Source organism: Paraburkholderia sp. HD33-4, assembly GCF_021390635.1.
Classification (GTDB): Bacteria; Pseudomonadota; Gammaproteobacteria; order Burkholderiales; family Burkholderiaceae; genus Paraburkholderia.
Window position 1 is genome coordinate 3807867 of record NZ_JAJEJS010000001.1, and the last position, 14610, is coordinate 3822476.

At 65.0% G+C, this 14610-nt stretch carries 16 protein-coding genes and 1 other RNA gene; 7 read left to right on the forward strand and 10 right to left on the reverse strand.

Translation table 11 applies throughout. The annotated features are described in order from the left end of the window. Window positions 1-3: 3 nt before the first annotated feature. Window positions 4-1569: a bifunctional phosphoribosylaminoimidazolecarboxamide formyltransferase/IMP cyclohydrolase gene (gene purH / locus L0U84_RS16900; protein WP_233851283.1), complete on the forward strand. Its 1566-nt coding sequence runs from the start codon at window positions 4-6 to the stop codon at window positions 1567-1569. Window positions 1570-1646: 77 nt separating this feature from the next. Here purH and L0U84_RS16905 read toward each other — a convergent pair whose 3' ends face one another. Next, window positions 1647-1886: a hypothetical protein gene (locus L0U84_RS16905; RefSeq protein ID WP_233851284.1), complete on the reverse strand. Its 240-nt coding sequence runs from the start codon at window positions 1884-1886 to the stop codon at window positions 1647-1649. Between the two features lie 129 nt (window positions 1887-2015). Here L0U84_RS16905 and ruvC point away from each other — a divergent pair, with 129 nt between their 5' ends. The 4 genes from ruvC (at window position 2016) to L0U84_RS16925 (ending at window position 5316) form a co-directional block, all read left to right on the forward strand. Further along, window positions 2016-2558: a crossover junction endodeoxyribonuclease RuvC gene (gene ruvC / locus L0U84_RS16910; RefSeq protein ID WP_233851285.1), complete on the forward strand. Its 543-nt coding sequence runs from the start codon at window positions 2016-2018 to the stop codon at window positions 2556-2558. Window positions 2559-2647: 89 nt separating this feature from the next. Continuing rightward, on the forward strand, window positions 2648-3229 hold the full coding sequence (ruvA, locus tag L0U84_RS16915) for a Holliday junction branch migration protein RuvA (protein WP_233851286.1): 582 nt from the start codon (window positions 2648-2650) through the stop codon (window positions 3227-3229). Between the two features lie 30 nt (window positions 3230-3259). Beyond that, complete coding sequence (gene ruvB / locus L0U84_RS16920) at window positions 3260-4321, forward strand: Holliday junction branch migration DNA helicase RuvB (protein WP_129957851.1); 1062 nt, start codon at window positions 3260-3262, stop codon at window positions 4319-4321. A 23-nt stretch (window positions 4322-4344) separates the two neighbouring features. After that, a complete protein-coding gene (locus L0U84_RS16925) occupies window positions 4345-5316 on the forward strand; it encodes an oxygenase MpaB family protein (RefSeq protein WP_233851288.1) in 972 nt (323 codons plus the stop codon). A 66-nt stretch (window positions 5317-5382) separates the two neighbouring features. Here L0U84_RS16925 and L0U84_RS16930 read toward each other — a convergent pair whose 3' ends face one another. From L0U84_RS16930 to tyrS, 3 genes are all read right to left on the reverse strand, one after another. After that, window positions 5383-6057: a histidine phosphatase family protein gene (locus tag L0U84_RS16930; protein WP_233851289.1), complete on the reverse strand. Its 675-nt coding sequence runs from the start codon at window positions 6055-6057 to the stop codon at window positions 5383-5385. Between the two features lie 168 nt (window positions 6058-6225). Next, window positions 6226-6684, reverse strand: a complete 459-nt coding sequence (gene dtd / locus L0U84_RS16935; protein WP_442794013.1) for a D-aminoacyl-tRNA deacylase — start codon at window positions 6682-6684, stop codon at window positions 6226-6228. Then, the gene (gene tyrS / locus L0U84_RS16940) at window positions 6681-7931 is read right to left on the reverse strand and encodes a tyrosine--tRNA ligase (protein WP_233851290.1); all 1251 of its coding nucleotides are present in this window, start codon (window positions 7929-7931) and stop codon (window positions 6681-6683) included. Before tyrS ends, dtd begins: the two co-directional genes overlap by 4 nt. A 228-nt stretch (window positions 7932-8159) precedes the next feature. On the opposite strand from tyrS, the gene L0U84_RS16945 reads away from it, so the two are divergent. Further along, entirely contained in the window at window positions 8160-9290 is a 1131-nt protein-coding gene (locus tag L0U84_RS16945) for an anhydro-N-acetylmuramic acid kinase (protein WP_233852055.1), read from the forward strand. Window positions 9291-9414: 124 nt separating this feature from the next. Here L0U84_RS16945 and erpA read toward each other — a convergent pair whose 3' ends face one another. The 3 genes from erpA to rplM form a co-directional block, all read right to left on the reverse strand. Continuing rightward, complete coding sequence (erpA, locus tag L0U84_RS16950) at window positions 9415-9780, reverse strand: iron-sulfur cluster insertion protein ErpA (protein WP_013090506.1); 366 nt, start codon at window positions 9778-9780, stop codon at window positions 9415-9417. Between the two features lie 234 nt (window positions 9781-10014). Then, the gene (gene rpsI / locus L0U84_RS16955; RefSeq protein ID WP_062124633.1) at window positions 10015-10407 is read right to left on the reverse strand and encodes a 30S ribosomal protein S9; all 393 of its coding nucleotides are present in this window, start codon (window positions 10405-10407) and stop codon (window positions 10015-10017) included. Between the two features lie 11 nt (window positions 10408-10418). Next, complete coding sequence (gene rplM / locus L0U84_RS16960) at window positions 10419-10847, reverse strand: 50S ribosomal protein L13 (RefSeq protein ID WP_013090508.1); 429 nt, start codon at window positions 10845-10847, stop codon at window positions 10419-10421. A 638-nt stretch (window positions 10848-11485) separates the two neighbouring features. On the opposite strand from rplM, the gene L0U84_RS16965 reads away from it, so the two are divergent. Next, window positions 11486-11908: an OsmC family protein gene (locus L0U84_RS16965; RefSeq protein WP_233851291.1), complete on the forward strand. Its 423-nt coding sequence runs from the start codon at window positions 11486-11488 to the stop codon at window positions 11906-11908. A gap of 93 nt (window positions 11909-12001) precedes the next feature. Here the strand turns inward: L0U84_RS16965 and rnpB are convergent. From rnpB to pyrC, 3 genes are all read right to left on the reverse strand, one after another. Next, window positions 12002-12415: RNase P RNA component class A (gene rnpB, locus L0U84_RS16970), an RNA gene on the reverse strand. A gap of 35 nt (window positions 12416-12450) precedes the next feature. Beyond that, window positions 12451-13377 (reverse strand): DUF3025 domain-containing protein, encoded by a 927-nt coding sequence (locus tag L0U84_RS16975; RefSeq protein WP_233851292.1) that lies wholly within the window; start codon window positions 13375-13377, stop codon window positions 12451-12453. A gap of 11 nt (window positions 13378-13388) precedes the next feature. Beyond that, window positions 13389-14450 (reverse strand): dihydroorotase, encoded by a 1062-nt coding sequence (pyrC, locus tag L0U84_RS16980; RefSeq protein ID WP_233851293.1) that lies wholly within the window; start codon window positions 14448-14450, stop codon window positions 13389-13391. Window positions 14451-14610 lie beyond the last annotated feature (160 nt).

The window sequence follows — 14610 nt, forward strand, 5'->3', positions numbered from 1 at the left end:
ATCATGATCAAGCAAGCGCTCATCTCCGTTTCCGACAAGTCCGGCATCGTCGACTTCGCCAAATCGCTGTCGGACCTCGGCATCAAGATCCTGTCGACCGGCGGCACCGCGAAACTGCTCGCGGACGCGGGCCTGTCCGTCACCGAAGTCGCCGACTACACGGGCTTCCCGGAAATGCTCGACGGGCGCGTGAAAACGCTGCATCCGAAGGTGCACGGCGGCATCCTCGCGCGCCGCGATCTGCCCGAGCACATGGCCGCGCTTGAGAAGCACGACATTCCGACCATCGACCTGCTGGTCGTGAACCTGTACCCGTTCGTGCAGACCGTGTCGAAGGAAGAGTGCTCGCTCGAAGACGCGATCGAGAATATCGACATCGGCGGCCCGACGATGCTGCGCTCGGCCGCGAAGAATCACCGCGACGTGACGGTGGTGGTCGATCCGGCCGACTACGCGGTCGTGCTCGACGAAATGCGCGCGAGCGGCAACACGGTGTCGTACAAGACGAATTTCCGCCTCGCGACCAAGGTCTACGCGCACACCGCGCAGTACGACGGCGCGATCACGAACTACCTGACGAGCCTGACCGACGAGCTGCAGCACTCGTCGCGCAACCAGTACCCGGCCACCTTCAACATGGCGTTCGACAAGGTGCAGGACCTGCGCTACGGCGAGAACCCGCACCAGAGCGCGGCGTTCTACCGCGATCTGTCGGTGCCGGCCGGCGCGCTCGCGAACTACAACCAGTTGCAGGGCAAGGAACTGTCGTACAACAACATCGCCGACTCCGACGCGGCGTGGGAATGCGTGAAGACCTTCGACGTACCGGCCTGCGTGATCGTCAAGCACGCGAATCCCTGCGGCGTCGCGATCGGCGCGAGCGCCCATGAAGCGTATTCGAAGGCGTTCCAGACCGATCCGACCTCGGCGTTCGGCGGCATCATCGCGTTCAACCGAGAAGTCGACGAAGCGGCCGCGCAAGCCGTCGCCAAGCAGTTCGTCGAAGTGCTGATCGCGCCGTCGTTCAGCGCCGAAGCGCGTCAGGTATTCGCGGCGAAGCAGAACGTGCGTCTGCTCGAAATCGCGCTCGGCGTTGGCCACAACACGTTCGATCTGAAGCGCGTCGGCGGCGGCCTGCTGGTGCAGTCGCTCGACTCGAAGAACGTGCAGCCGCGCGAGTTGCGCGTCGTCACCAAGCGTCACCCGACGCCGAAGGAAATGGACGATCTGCTGTTCGCGTGGCGCGTCGCGAAGTACGTGAAGTCGAACGCGATCGTGTTCTGCGCGAACGGCATGACGCTCGGCGTCGGCGCGGGCCAGATGAGCCGCGTGGACTCGGCGCGTATCGCGAGCATCAAGGCGCAGAACGCCGGTCTGACGCTGACGGGTTCGGCGGTCGCATCGGACGCGTTCTTCCCGTTCCGCGACGGTCTCGACGTGGTGGTCGCGGCGGGCGCGACCTGCGTGATTCAGCCGGGCGGTTCGGTACGCGACGACGAAGTGGTCAGCGCCGCCGACGAGCACAACATCGCAATGGTGCTGACGGGCGTGCGTCACTTCCGTCATTGATCGGCTGAAGTTCGGTAGCTGCCAGAAAGGCCCGGCGGGTTGTCCCGCCGGGCCTTTGTTTTGCCACGACACCGTTCCTAGTCCTCCGGCTCTTTGCGCGCGTAACCGTCCCGCACTTGCGCATGCTGGCTGATGTACGTGCCCAACCCCTGACCGCGTCGCGCGAGACGCTTCAGCACCGCGACGTGTCCGGCGCCGACACTCGCCTCCGTGTACCAATACACGACGCCTGGCCGAAAGCGCACCTTGATGAAATCGTCGCCGATTTCATAGGTGTCGACGCCCGAGTCGCCGCTGAGATTGTGGTAGCGCTCCATCCTCTATCGCCTCCTTGCGCCAAGCGGTAGCAGCTTTTATTCCGCCAGGCACGCGTCAAGCGGACCGCTGCGCTGCGCGTTCGTTGTAGTATCGCAGGCACCTGGTTTTTATCGCTTGTGCGGCACCTCATGAGAATTCTCGGCATCGACCCGGGCCTGCGCGTGACGGGCTTCGGCGTGATCGAACAACACGGCCACACACTGAGCTACGTCGCGAGCGGCGTGATCCGCACCGCCGACGCCGATCTGCCGTCGCGGCTCGGCACCATCTTCGCGGGCATCTCGACGCTGATCCGCGAGCACGCGCCAGATCAGGCGGCGATCGAAAAAGTCTTCGTCAACGTCAATCCGCAGTCGACACTGCTGCTCGGCCAGGCGCGCGGCGCCGCGATCTGCGGGCTCGTCGCGGGCGGCGTGCCGGTCGCCGAGTACACCGCGCTGCAGCTGAAGCAAGCGGTGGTCGGCTATGGCCGCGCGACCAAGGAGCAGATGCAGCAGATGGTCGTGCGGCTGCTGAGCCTGTCGGGCGTGCCGGGCACCGATGCCGCCGACGCGCTCGGCATGGCCATCTGTCACGCGCACGGCGGCTCGACGCTGAGCACGCTCGGCGGCATCGCACCGGCGCTCGCGAAGAAAGGTCTGCGGGTGCGGCGCGGGCGCCTGGTCGGCTAACGCGCCGCATGACCCGCTACGCGGTACGCGCCGCCGAGCCGCTGCGCTACACTCGCGCATTCCCATCCGACTCTGAAAACTAATCCGCCATGATCGGTCGCATTGCCGGCGTTCTGCTGGAAAAAAACCCGCCGCATCTGCTCGTCGACTGCAACGGCGTCGGCTACGAAGTGGACGTGCCGATGAGCACGTTCTACAACCTGCCGTCGACCGGCGAGCGCATCGTGCTTCTCACGCAGATGATCGTGCGCGAGGACGCGCATCTGCTGTACGGCTTCGGCACCGCCCAGGAACGCGCGACGTTCCGCGAGCTGCTGAAGATTTCGGGCATCGGCGCGCGCATGGCGCTCGCGGTGCTCTCAGGCATGAGCGTCGCGGAGCTCGCGCAGACGGTCACGATGCAGGACGCGGTGCGCCTTACGCGCGTGCCGGGCATCGGCAAGAAGACCGCCGAGCGGCTGCTGCTCGAACTGAAAGGCAAGCTCGGTGCCGACCTCGGCGCGATGGCGGGCGCCGCGTCGCCATCCGACCACGCGTCCGACATCCTCAACGCGCTGCTCGCGCTCGGCTACTCGGAAAAAGAAGCGCTCGCGGCAATCAAGAACGTGCCGGCCGGCACGGGCGTGTCCGAGGGCATCAAGCTCGCGCTGAAGGCGCTGTCGAAGGGCTAAGCGCCAGGCCGCGCGCGGTACAATGCCCGCATGATCGAAACCGACAAACTCGCCGCCGAGCGCATCATCGCGGCCACGCCCGTGTCGCCGAACGAAGAAGCGTTCGAGCGCGCGCTGCGGCCGCGTCAGCTCGACGAATATGTCGGGCAGGAGAAAGTGCGCGGCCAGCTCGAAATCTTCATCGAGGCCGCGAAGCGGCGCTCCGAATCGCTCGACCACGTGCTGCTGTTCGGCCCGCCGGGCCTCGGCAAGACCACGCTCGCGCACATCATCGCGCGCGAGATGGGTGTCAATCTGCGGCAAACGTCGGGGCCGGTGCTCGAACGCGCCGGCGACCTCGCCGCACTGCTCACCAATCTCGAAGCCAACGACGTGCTGTTCATCGACGAAATCCACCGGCTCTCGCCGGTCGTCGAGGAAATCCTGTACCCGGCGCTCGAGGATTATCAGATCGACATCATGATCGGCGAAGGGCCGGCCGCGCGCAGCGTGAAGCTCGATCTGCAGCCGTTCACGCTGGTCGGCGCGACCACGCGTGCCGGTATGCTGACCAATCCGCTGCGTGACCGCTTCGGCATCGTCTCGCGACTCGAGTTCTACAACGCCGAGGAACTCGCGCGCATCGTCACGCGCTCGGCGTCGCTGCTCCATGCGCAGATTCATCCGGACGGCGCGTTCGAAATCGCCCGTCGCGCGCGCGGCACGCCGCGTATCGCGAACCGCCTGCTGCGGCGCGTACGCGACTTCGCCGAAGTGAAGGCCGACGGCAACATCACCGCGCAGGTGGCCGACGCCGCGCTCAGCATGCTCGACGTCGACGCGGTCGGCTTCGACCTGATGGACCGCAAGCTGCTCGAAGCAATCCTGTACAAGTTCGACGGCGGCCCGGTCGGTGTCGACAATCTCGCGGCGGCGATCGGCGAGGAGCGCGACACGATCGAAGACGTGCTCGAGCCGTATCTGATCCAGCAGGGCTTCCTGCAGCGCACGCCGCGCGGCCGCGTCGCCACGCTGCTCACGTACCGGCATTTCGGGCTGGCCGCGCCGGATTCGTCGAGCGCGCTGCCGGGTCTGTGGGATTCCAAGAACTGAGTCACGCGACGAGGCCGACCAGGATGTCCGACCAGACCCAGCAACCCGGCCCATCCAACCGTTCACCCGTCAATCCCGCCGGCGACCCGTCCGGCAATTTCACGCAGCGTCTCACCCACCGCTTGCGCTCGAAGCTCGCCGCCGGCGTCACGCATCTGACGACCGGCAGCGGCCCGGTGCTCGACTACTCGTCGCCGCCGGGCGACCCGGGCCTGTTCGGGCCCGACTCGGTCTGCTGGAAAGTCCACGCAGACTTCACGTCGATGATGACGGGGGGCATCAGCGCGCTGCTGCTGCAGGCGCTGCATCCGCTCGCGCTCGCGGGCGTCTGGGACCATTCGAGCTTTCGCACCGACATCCTCGGCCGGCTGCGTCGCACGGCGACGTTCATCGCCGGCACGACGTACGGCAGCAAGAACGATGCGCTCGCGCTGATCGAGCGCGTCAAGCGCATCCATCTCGACGTGACCGGCATCGCGCCGGACGGTCAGTCGTATTGCGCAAGCGAGCCCGCGCTGCTGACGTGGGTGCACGTCGCGGAAGTGTCGAGCTTCATGACCGCGCATCTGCGCTACGTGAATCCGGTGCTGTCCGTCGCCGCGCAGGATCAATACTTCGCGGAAACCGCGCGCATCGCGGAAATGCTCGGCGCCGTCGATGTTCCGCGCTCGCGCGCCGAAATCGAGGCGTACCTGCTCGCGATGCGGCCCGCGCTGGTCGCGAGCGAGCGCACCCGCGAAGTCGTCAGGATTCTGATGAGCGCGCCGGCGCCGAGTTTCGCGATGCGGCCGGCCGGTACGCTGATGCTCAACGCAGGGGTCGATCTGTTGCCAGACTGGGCGCAGTCGATGCTCGGCTTGAGCCGCTACGCGGCGCTGCGTCGAACCTTCGCGCGGCCGGGCGTGCGGGTCGTCGCGCCGGTGATCCGCTGGGCGCTGGTCAATGGGGTATCGAAGCGGGCGCGGCGGCGTGCGGCGGCGCGGGAGCAGGATTGATTGCGGCGCGCATGTCGGGCCGTCCGTCGCGCGCTTCTGCTTAGCGCTTCTGCTTGGCGCTTCTGCTTAGCGCTTCGACTCCGGTCCCTTTCTGAAACCATCATCGTCGGCGCTGCCCGCGTCGAGATGCGATACGTCCGCCCAAGACACGATCGTCGCGCGGCCATTCCCGTAATCCACGATATTCAGGCTGGTGTTCAGCAGCGGGTAATTGCGCGGTGCGTCGAGCGACATACTGGTGGCAAAGCGGTGCACGCAGTCGAGCACGCCGCCATGCGTGACACAGGCGATGCGCCCGCCCGGATGCGCGTCGACGAGCGGCTCGATCGCATGCACGATGCGGTGGTAGAACACCCGTTGCGACTCGCCCTCGGGCGGCGCGAAGCCGGGATCGCGGGTTTGCCACTGCGCGTATTCGTCGGGGAAACGCAGCGCGATCTCGTCGCTGTCATGACCCTGGAACGCGCCGTACGAGCGCTCGCGCAAGTTCTCGCGCGACTGCAGCGGCAGCCCGAGCGCGTCGCCGATCGGCTGCGCGGTCTGCTGCGCGCGCTGCAGATCGCTCGAATAGATCGCATCGAGCCGCGCGCCCTGCTTCGCCTCGTCGGCGAGGCGCTGCGCGAGACGTTTCGCTTGCGCGATGCCCGTTGTCGCGAGCGGTATGTCGATGTGGCCTTGAATGCGCTTGATGCGGTTCCAGTCGGTCTCGCCGTGCCGGATAAACAGGATCTGCGTCGTCATGAGAGAGGGGCGCCATTCGCTGGTGGTATCGAACGGCTATTGTCGCAAAAAGCAGCGACCGCACTCGTGGTGCGGTGCAGACCGGCCTGAACGTGATGGATGGAACGCACGAACGCGCGCACAGGTGCGATTGAACGCTCCGCAACGCAGGCGCGCAGCGCCGCTCGATCACGCGTTGGTCTGCAACCAGAACGTGACCGGCCCGTCGTTGACGAGCGACACCTGCATATCCGCACCGAATTCGCCGGTCTCGACGATCGGGTGCTTTGCGCGCGCGGCCGCGACGAAGTAGTCGAACAGGCGCTTGCCCTCGTCGGGCGGCGCGGCCGGCGTGAAGCTCGGACGCAGGCCGCTGTTGGTATCGGCGGCGAGCGTGAACTGCGACACGAGCAGCAGGCCGCCCGCGCAACCGGCGCCGTCGAGATTCTGCACCGACAGGTTCATCTTGCCGGCCGCGTCGCTGAACACTCGGTAGCCGAGCACCTTGGCGAGCAGTTTGTCGGCCGCGGCCTCGGTGTCGCCGCGCTCCGCGCAGACGAGCGCGAGCAGGCCCGCGTCGATCGCGCCGGTCACGCGATCGGCGACGCGCACTTCGGCGCGCCGCACGCGTTGGATCAGCGCGATCACGCCGTCAGCGTCACGCGCGCGAAGCGGCGCTTGCCGACCTGTACGACGTACTCGCCCGCTTCGACCTTCAGGCCCTTGTCGGACACCGTGGTGCCGTCGATCTTCACGCCGCCCTGCTCGATGTTGCGCAGCGCCTCGCTCGTCGACGGCACGAGGTTCGCCTGCTTCAGCAACTGGCCGATCGCGAGCGGTGCGCCCGCGAGCGTCACCGTGGGAATGTCGTCGGGCACGCCGCCCTTCGCGCGATGGTTGAAGTCCTCGAGCGCGCGCTCGGCGTCCGCCTGCGAGTGGAAACGCGCGACGATTTCCTGGCCGAGCATCACCTTGAAGTCGCGCGGATTGCGACCCGCGTCGGCCTCACGCTTGAAGCCGGCGATTTCGTCCATCGGACGGAACGACAGCAGTTCGAAGTAACGCCACATCAGCGTGTCGGAGATGCTCATCAGCTTGCCGAACATGTCGGTCGGCTTTTCGCTGATGCCGATGTAGTTGTTCTTCGACTTCGACATCTTCTCGACGCCGTCGAGCCCTTCGAGCAGCGGCATCGTCAGGATGCACTGCTGCTCCTGGCCGTACTGCTTCTGCAACTCGCGACCGACCAGCAGGTTGAACTTCTGGTCGGTGCCGCCGAGTTCGAGGTCGGCGTTCAGCGCGACCGAGTCGTAGCCCTGCATCAGCGGGTACAGGAATTCGTGGATCGAGATCGGCACGCCGCCCTGGAAGCGCTTCGTGAAGTCCTCGCGCTCGAGAATGCGCGCGACCGTGTAGCGCGACGCGAGCTTGATCATGCCGTCGGCGCCGAGCGGCATCGACCATTCGCTGTTGTAGCGGATCTCGGTCTTGTCGCGATCGAGCACGAGCGCGGCCTGCTCGAAGTAGGTCTTCGCGTTCGATTCGATCTGCTCGCGCGTGAGCGGCGGGCGGGTCGCGTTACGTCCGGACGGATCGCCGATCAGCGACGTGAAATCGCCGATCAGGAAAATCACCGTGTGGCCGAGGTCCTGAAGCTGCCGCATCTTGTTCAGCACGACCGTGTGGCCGATGTGAATGTCAGGCGCGGTCGGATCGAGCCCGAGCTTGATGCGCAGCGGCTTGGCCGTCGCCGCGCTGCGCGCGAGCTTTTGCGCGAATTCGTCTTCGATCAGCAGTTCGTCGACGCCGCGCTTGGTCACGGCGAGCGCGTGACGGACTTCGTCGGTGATCGGGAAGGCGGAAGCGGGATTGGGCTGGGTGGACTCGGTGCTCATGCTGGAAACGTGAAGTCGCGAAAAAACAGGATTGTCCCATAGATGCGCGCCGACGCGCCCCGCACGGGCTCACGACGGGGGATTTTGTTGCCGTCTGCGCCGTCTGTGGCGCCTGCGCCGCGTCGACACGGATGCGCGCGCGCCATCCGCCTCGCGCTTACCTTCGGCCACGCTTGCGCCGATAATCTGCTACAACGAATCGCAATGAACATCGACAGGAGCAGCGACGTGGCGCAAGACCCCGCAGACGGCATCTATTTCGGACTAATGTCGGGAACCAGCATGGATGGTGTGGATGGCGTGGCCGTCCGGTTTGCCAAGGGGAAGCCGCCCGAGGTGCTGGCCGAGGCGTTCGTCGGCTTTTCGGCCGGCATCCGCGAGGCGCTGTTCTCGCTTCAACAGCCGGGGGACAACGAGATCGAGCGCGAGGCGCTCGCCGCCAACGCGCTCGCGACGCGCTACACGGTGTGCTGCCACGACCTGCTGCGCGACAGCCGCGTATCGGCCGACGACGTCCGCGCGATCGGTGTGCATGGCCAGACCGTGCGGCATCGGCCGGAAAAGGGCTATACGCGGCAGATCAACAACCCGGCGCTGCTCGCGGAAATGCTGCATATCGACGTAGTCGCCGATTTCCGCAGCCGTGACGTCGCGGCGGGCGGCCAGGGCGCGCCGCTCGTGCCCGCTTTTCACGCGACGATCTTTGGCGCGAAGGACGAAACGCGCGTCGTCTGCAATCTTGGCGGCATCAGCAACATCACGATTCTGAACGCGACCGGCGGCGTGCGCGGCTTCGACTGCGGCCCCGCGAACGCGCTGCTGGATGCGTGGGCCGAGCGCCAGCTCGGCAAGCCATTCGACGAAAATGGTCATTTCGCGGCGAGTGGCCAGGTCGATCGTAAGCTGCTGAACGCGTTGCTCGACGAACCGTTCTTCGCCGAGCAGCCGCCCAAGAGCACTGGCCGCGATCTGTTCAACACCACATGGCTCGATGCGAAACTCGAGCCGTTCGCCGCGCTCGCGCCGGCCGATGTACAGGCGACGCTCGTCGCGCTGACCGCCGTGACGGTCGCGCGCGAGATCGAGCGGCATGCATCCGACGCGCGCGCGGTGTACGTGTGCGGCGGCGGCGCGCGCAATCCGGAGATCATGAAGGCGTTGCAGCAGGCGCTCGAAGACAGCGGCGTAAGCGGCGTGCCCGTGATGACGACCGACGCGCTCGGCGTGCCGCCGAGCCAGGTCGAACCGCTCGCGTTCGCGTGGCTCGCGATGCGCTGTATCGCGCGTCTGCCGGGCAGTCTGCCAAGCGTGACGGGGGCGTCCGCGGAGCGGGTGTTGGGGGCGATTTATCCGCGCTGAGGGGCGGTAGAGGCGAAGCAAGCGACGCCTTCTACCGTCGTGCGTTGCCTGTACGGCGCGAAGTCAGCAAAAAAACGGGGCCTGAGAGGCCCCGTTTTCGCAGTGGCTCGAAGAGCCTTTCCGCTCAGACCGAGAACGACGAACCGCAACCGCAGGTCGTGGTCGCGTTCGGGTTCTTGATGACGAACTGCGCGCCGTTGATGTCGTCCTTGTAGTCGATCTCTGCGCCGACCAGATACTGGTAGCTCATCGAGTCGATCAGCAGCTGGACGCCGCTCTTGTTCATCACGGTGTCGTCTTCGTTGATCGCTTCGTCAAACGTGAATCCGTACTGGAAGCCCGAGCAGCCGCCGCCCTGCACGAACACGCGCAGCTTGAGCTCCGGGTTGCCTTCCTCATCGATCAGTTGCTTGACCTTGTCAGCCGCTGCGTCGGTGAAGACGAAGGGGGCCGGCATCTCGGTCACGGGGGTGTCGGTGACTGCGTTCATTCGAACTCTCCAATAAGCTTTAGCCGATATTGTAGGGCTGTTCCGGATATCGTGCTGAAGCCCACAAAATCAATGGGTTCTTGCTGCAAGGTCGCTGCAAGGCGGCCCGTTGTCGCTTGAGCGAACCAGACCGGCCCACGAACGCCTGCGAACCATAAAAAAAGCCGCCTTCGCGCGTGGCGTTGGCGGCTTTTGCTGCAAACCGGCGTGAAAGCCGGTTCGCACCCGAAACGATTAACGCTTCGAGAACTGCTTGCGGCGACGTGCCTTGTGGAAGCCGACCTTCTTACGTTCGACTTCACGAGCGTCACGCGTAACGAAACCAGCCTTCGACAGTTCCGGCTTCAGCGTTGCGTCGTAGTCCATCAGCGCGCGGGTGATGCCGTGGCGAACCGCACCGGCTTGACCCGTTTCACCGCCACCCGTCACGTTGACCTTGATGTCGAACGTGGCGCCGTGGTTCGTGAGTTCGAGCGGCTGACGCACGATCATCAGCGACGTTTCACGCGAAAAGTAGTCGGCGATGGGCTTGCCGTTCACAACGATGTCGCCCTTGCCTGCCTTGATGAACACACGTGCGACGGCGCTCTTGCGGCGGCCCGTGCCGTAATTCCAGTTACCGATCATGTGGGCTCCCCTTAGATCTCGAGCGCCTTCGGCTGTTGTGCCGAATGCGGATGCGTTGCGTCAGCGTAGACCTTCAGCTTCTTGATCATCGCGTAGCCGAGCGGGCCCTTCGGCAGCATGCCCTTGACCGCCTTCTCGAGCGCGCGGCCCGGGAAGCGTTCCTGCATCTTGCCGAACGTCGTTTCATAGATACCGCCCGGGTAGCCCGAGTGACGGTAGTACTTCTTGTCGGTAACCTTGTTGCCCGTGACCTTCAGCTTGCCGGCGTTGATAACGATGATGAAATCACCGGTGTCGACGTGGGGAGTGAATTCAGGCTTGTGCTTGCCGCGAAGACGGTGTGCCACTTCGCTGGCGACACGCCCGAGAACCTTATCCGTCGCGTCAATCACGTACCATTCGCGCGTCACCTCATGGGCTTTTGCGGAAAACGTCTTCATGATCGATCCAAAAAAATTGCTGCGCCCAATGTGTTCTTTCCTGCTTGTAGTGTGCGCATCGAGGCGCGTGCAGGCTCTCCCTGGTTCTTCCTCCGCGGGCGCGGATGCGGAAAAGCCCTGAATTATAAAGGAATTTGCGCTCGCAAGTCAAAACGTGCGATGCGCTCGCCACGAACGGCCGGAAAACGGGCCGAAAACACCTGGTAAACGCCGGCGAAAAAAAACCCGAACGAGCGGTTCGGGTTTAATCCACCAAAGGAGGAGGTGGAGGAGACAGCGGAGGTTGCAGAACTGCTGCAACGATGGATCCAATTATAAGAGTCGCCCTTGTGCGACGCAAGAAGATTTGTATTGTGAAATCAGTTTTCACAATGTGACAGATTCGGTGCGCGGAGACAATTTAACAAAACTCCTTTTAGATCAAGCGCTAAGGATCAAATGATCCGAATCGCATTGGTGCTCATCTAGAGTAAAACCCCTAAATTGCCCCAAAAATTCAGGAATCGGCCGCCCATCCCGCACTGCAACAAGAAAGCAATCGCCGTGCATGGACACGGGATCCGCCGAGCGTGCGCCAATTGTCGGACAGCGGGCTACAATGCCGTCTCGACAAAGCAATGCGCGGCGGGAGTGACAGCATGGAATGCAAAGTAAGCTGGATGGGGCAAGACGGGATGGCGTTCGCGGCCGAGACGGGCAGCGGTCATCTGGTCGCGATGGACGGCGCACCCGAGGGTGGCGGCCGCAACCTCGCACCGCGCCCGATGGAAATGGTGCTGCTCGGCACCGGCGGCTGCACCGCCTACGACGTCGTGATGATCCTGAAGAAGAGCCGCCAGGAGATCGCCGGCTGCTCGGTGACGCTAAAGGCCGAGCGCGCGAGCGAAGATCCGAAGGTGTTCACGAAGGTCCACTTCCACTTCACGGTGACGGGCAAGAATCTGAATCCGGCGACCGTCGAGCGCGCGATCAATCTGTCGCACGACAAGTACTGCTCGGCGTCGATCATGATTGCGAAGACCGCCGAGCTCACGCATTCGTTCGACATCGTCGCGCTCTGAGCGCAATAGCGCCACAGATGGCGGCCACGGCCGCCATCCGCGCCCCAAATGAAAAAGCCGGCGTCCCAACGGACGCCGGCTTTTCTTATTCAGTGGCAAAGCAGGCCGATAAGCCGGATTCTGTGCACGCGCCGCGCCCGAAGACGCGACGCGCGTGGCAGCCATTCCTCTAGGCGCGCCATTACTGACGCGCTCAAGCTTCCTACCCGCAGACGAGACGGGGGCCCCGTCCTGCATCGCGAAGATGCGCGCCTGCCTACTTGGAATTGCTCCGGGTGGAGGTTACCGTGCCGGTCTGCCTTGCGACAGCCGCGGTGCGCTCTTACCGCACCGTTTCACCCTTACCTGATCCCGGCTTGCGCCGGGCCATCGGCGGTTTGCTTTCTGTTGCCCTGTTCCGCGTGTCGCCACGGATGGCCGTTAGCCATCACCCTGCCCTGTGGAGTCCGGACTTTCCTCGCCCTCGTTGGCCGAAGCCGTCGAGGCCGCGACTGCCTGGCCTGCTTTGCTGGCGCGGATTCTAACACCGAACGGGGATGCGCCTAACGATTGCGCCGCCCGGCGCGAAACACGGACGGGTCGTCGTAGAACGTCGGTGATTCGTTGTCGGGCCACCAGCCCGGAATGCCGAGCACGGGCAGCGGCGCGAACAGGCGGCTGGTCAAAGCGTCGGTGCCGAGCAGCGCCGCGCTGACCGCTTCGTCGAGCCACGCATTGCGCGCGGCACTGTCCCAGTCGAAATATTCGGGCGGCACGTCGACGATCCACGCATGGCCGGTGCAGCCCTTGAACGGCGCGATCAGCTTTTCCAGCAGCGCATGGCCGAAGCAACGCACTTCACAGTCGCGCCCCCACGCATCGCGCCGCGCGACGAACAGCGTCTGCCAGTCGAAGCCGCGTAGCGCGGCGCTCAGCAAAGGATCGGCGCAGGCGAACAACAGCGCGTTTTCGTCGAAGAGGGTCAGCATGTCGCGCACGCCGCCACGCGTCGGGCCGACGCCGAGCACATCGAGTTCCGCCGACTGGCGCGCGTTCAGCGCCGCCTTGATCCGCGGAAATGCGAACCACATCGAACCGTTGAAGAAGTCGTGCAGATTGTGGCGCGTCGGCACGCAACCGGTCGACGCGATATGCCCCTCGTACGCGGCGCCCGGCGGCAGATCGTCCTGCGCGATGAACGCGAGACGCTGGCCGCGACCGGTGGTCTGTTGCATCTGGGCGGCGTCGGCGTTCATCGCGGCGAGCAGGTCCGCGTAGCCGGTCAGCGCGGCTTGCTGCCAACGCTGGCCGCGTGCGGCGAACTGCGCGAACCACGGCTTCGACCAGTCGATTGCGGCGAAGCCTGGCGGCAGAGGCTCGGGTGCGATGTCGCGCGCAGCGTTGGCCGCGGCCTCAAGCGCTAGCGCAGGGCCCGCTCTCGCCGCCACATTGTCATCAGCCGCGCGCTGCCCCGCCTCACGCTCCCGCATCTACGGCAGCCTCAAACGAGACGCCAGCCAATCGATTCGCCGCCGCGCAGCGGCACGACCGGCGTATCGCCGGCCGGCAGTTCAGCCGGCAGCGTCCATTCCTCGCGACGCAGCGTGACCTTCTCCGTATTGCGCGGCAGACGGTAGAAGTCCGGACCGTGGAAGCTCGCGAAGCCTTCGAGCTTGTCGAGCGCGCCGGCCTTGTCGAATGCTTCGGTGTAGAGCTCCAGCGCGTGCAGTGCGGTGTAGCAGCCCGCGCAACCGCACGCGTGCTCCTTCAGCCCCTTCGGATGCGGCGCGCTGTCGGTGCCGAGGAAGAAGCGCGGATCGCCCGAGGTCGCCGCCTCGACCAGTGCGACGCGATGCGTCTCGCGCTTGAGCACCGGCAGGCAGTAGTAATGCGGACGGATGCCGCCCTGGAAAATCGCGTTGCGGTTGTACAGCAGATGGTGCGCGGTGATCGTAGCGCCTAGCAGTTCCGGCGCGACGCCCGCTTCGCGGACGTAGTCGGCCGCGTCTTTCGTGGTGATGTGCTCGAACACGACCTTCAACGCCGGAAAGGCGCGGCGCAGCGGCATCATCACGCGGTCGATGAAGACCTTCTCGCGGTCGAACAGATCGATGTCCGAATCCGTCACCTCGCCGTGCACGAGCAGCGGCATGCCGACTTCCTGCATCGCTTCGAGCGTCTTCGCGCACTTCATCAGATCGGTGACGCCCGCGTCGGAGTTCGTCGTCGCGCCCGCCGGGTACAGCTTCACACCATGCACGAAGCCGCTTTCGCGCGCGCGGCGGATTTCATCGGGCGGCATGTTGTCGGTCAGGTACAGCGTCATCAGCGGCTCGAATTTCGCGCCCTCGGGAATCGCGGCGATGATGCGCTCGCGATACGCCTGCGCCATCTCGGTCGTCGTGACCGGCGGCTTCAGGTTCGGCATGATGATCGCGCGACCGAACTGGCGCGCGGTGTCAGGCAGCACGGCCTTGAGCATCGCGCCATCGCGCACGTGCAGGTGCCAGTCGTCCGGGCGGACCAGCGTGACGGAATCGGGGGAAACGTTGGAAGCAGTCATGGCAGGAATACGAGACTTCGCGCGCCTCGCTGATCGACCGGTCAAACCGCGTTGTAGCGGCCCAAACACATGTCAATTTTGCTATTTGGCGTCTCCGGCTCGGTGATATGCTTGGAAAATCATCATTGTAACGGCTCGCTCCGTTCACAGGCTCACCTGC

Bases quoted from the DNA above. Each gene is read 5' to 3' on its own strand.
- ruvB (WP_129957851.1), top strand. From the start codon at position 3,260: ATGATCGAAACCGACAAACTCGCCGCCGAGCGCATCATCGCGGCCACG.
- rplM (WP_013090508.1), bottom strand. From the start codon at position 10,847: ATGAAGACGTTTTCCGCAAAAGCCCATGAGGTGACGCGCGAATGGTAC.
- L0U84_RS16905 (WP_233851284.1), bottom strand. From the start codon at position 1,886: ATGGAGCGCTACCACAATCTCAGCGGCGACTCGGGCGTCGACACCTAT.
- ruvA (WP_233851286.1), top strand. From the start codon at position 2,648: ATGATCGGTCGCATTGCCGGCGTTCTGCTGGAAAAAAACCCGCCGCAT.
- L0U84_RS16975 (WP_233851292.1), bottom strand. From the start codon at position 13,377: ATGCGGGAGCGTGAGGCGGGGCAGCGCGCGGCTGATGACAATGTGGCG.
- rpsI (WP_062124633.1), bottom strand. From the start codon at position 10,407: ATGATCGGTAACTGGAATTACGGCACGGGCCGCCGCAAGAGCGCCGTC.
- erpA (WP_013090506.1), bottom strand. From the start codon at position 9,780: ATGAACGCAGTCACCGACACCCCCGTGACCGAGATGCCGGCCCCCTTC.
- L0U84_RS16925 (WP_233851288.1), top strand. From the start codon at position 4,345: ATGTCCGACCAGACCCAGCAACCCGGCCCATCCAACCGTTCACCCGTC.
- L0U84_RS16965 (WP_233851291.1), top strand. From the start codon at position 11,486: ATGGAATGCAAAGTAAGCTGGATGGGGCAAGACGGGATGGCGTTCGCG.
- tyrS (WP_233851290.1), bottom strand. From the start codon at position 7,931: ATGAGCACCGAGTCCACCCAGCCCAATCCCGCTTCCGCCTTCCCGATC.
- L0U84_RS16930 (WP_233851289.1), bottom strand. From the start codon at position 6,057: ATGACGACGCAGATCCTGTTTATCCGGCACGGCGAGACCGACTGGAAC.
- purH (WP_233851283.1), top strand. From the start codon at position 4: ATGATCAAGCAAGCGCTCATCTCCGTTTCCGACAAGTCCGGCATCGTC.
- ruvC (WP_233851285.1), top strand. From the start codon at position 2,016: ATGAGAATTCTCGGCATCGACCCGGGCCTGCGCGTGACGGGCTTCGGC.
- pyrC (WP_233851293.1), bottom strand. From the start codon at position 14,450: ATGACTGCTTCCAACGTTTCCCCCGATTCCGTCACGCTGGTCCGCCCG.